This is a genomic window from Serinibacter arcticus (assembly GCF_004786095.1).
Taxonomy (GTDB): domain Bacteria; phylum Actinomycetota; class Actinomycetes; order Actinomycetales; family Beutenbergiaceae; genus Litorihabitans; species Litorihabitans arcticus.
Window position 1 is genome coordinate 1 of the sequence record NZ_RHPJ01000010.1, and the last position, 483, is coordinate 483.

At 55.9% G+C, this 483-nt stretch carries 1 rRNA gene; it reads right to left on the bottom strand.

Annotated elements, in window-relative coordinates:
* Positions 1-73 precede the first annotated feature (73 nt).
* Positions 74-483: ribosomal RNA gene (locus tag SERN_RS15185) — 16S ribosomal RNA — on the bottom strand; the annotation flags it as partial.

Genomic DNA, 483 nt, shown 5'->3' on the forward strand with positions numbered 1-483 from the left:
GGGCAAGAGGATCAACGAGCGAGCACGAACAAGACATGCAGGAAACTGTGAGCAGCCAACGTTGACTCCTTAGAAAGGAGGTGATCCAGCCGCACCTTCCGGTACGGCTACCTTGTTACGACTTAGTCCTAATCGCCAATCCCACCTTCGACAGCTCCCCCCTACAAGAGGTTGGGCCACTGGCTTCGGGTGTTACCGACTTTCATGACTTGACGGGCGGTGTGTACAAGGCCCGAGAACGTATTCACCGCAGCATTGCTGATCTGCGATTACTAGCGACTCCGACTTCATGGGGTCGAGTTGCAGACCCCAATCCGAACTGAGACCGGCTTTCTGGGATTCGCTCCACCTCGCGGTATCGCAGCCCTTTGTACCGGCCATTGTAGCATGCGTGAAGCCCAAGACATAAGGGGCATGATGATTTGACGTCATCCCCACCTTCCTCCGAGTTGACCCCGGCAGTCTCCTATGAGTCCCCACCAT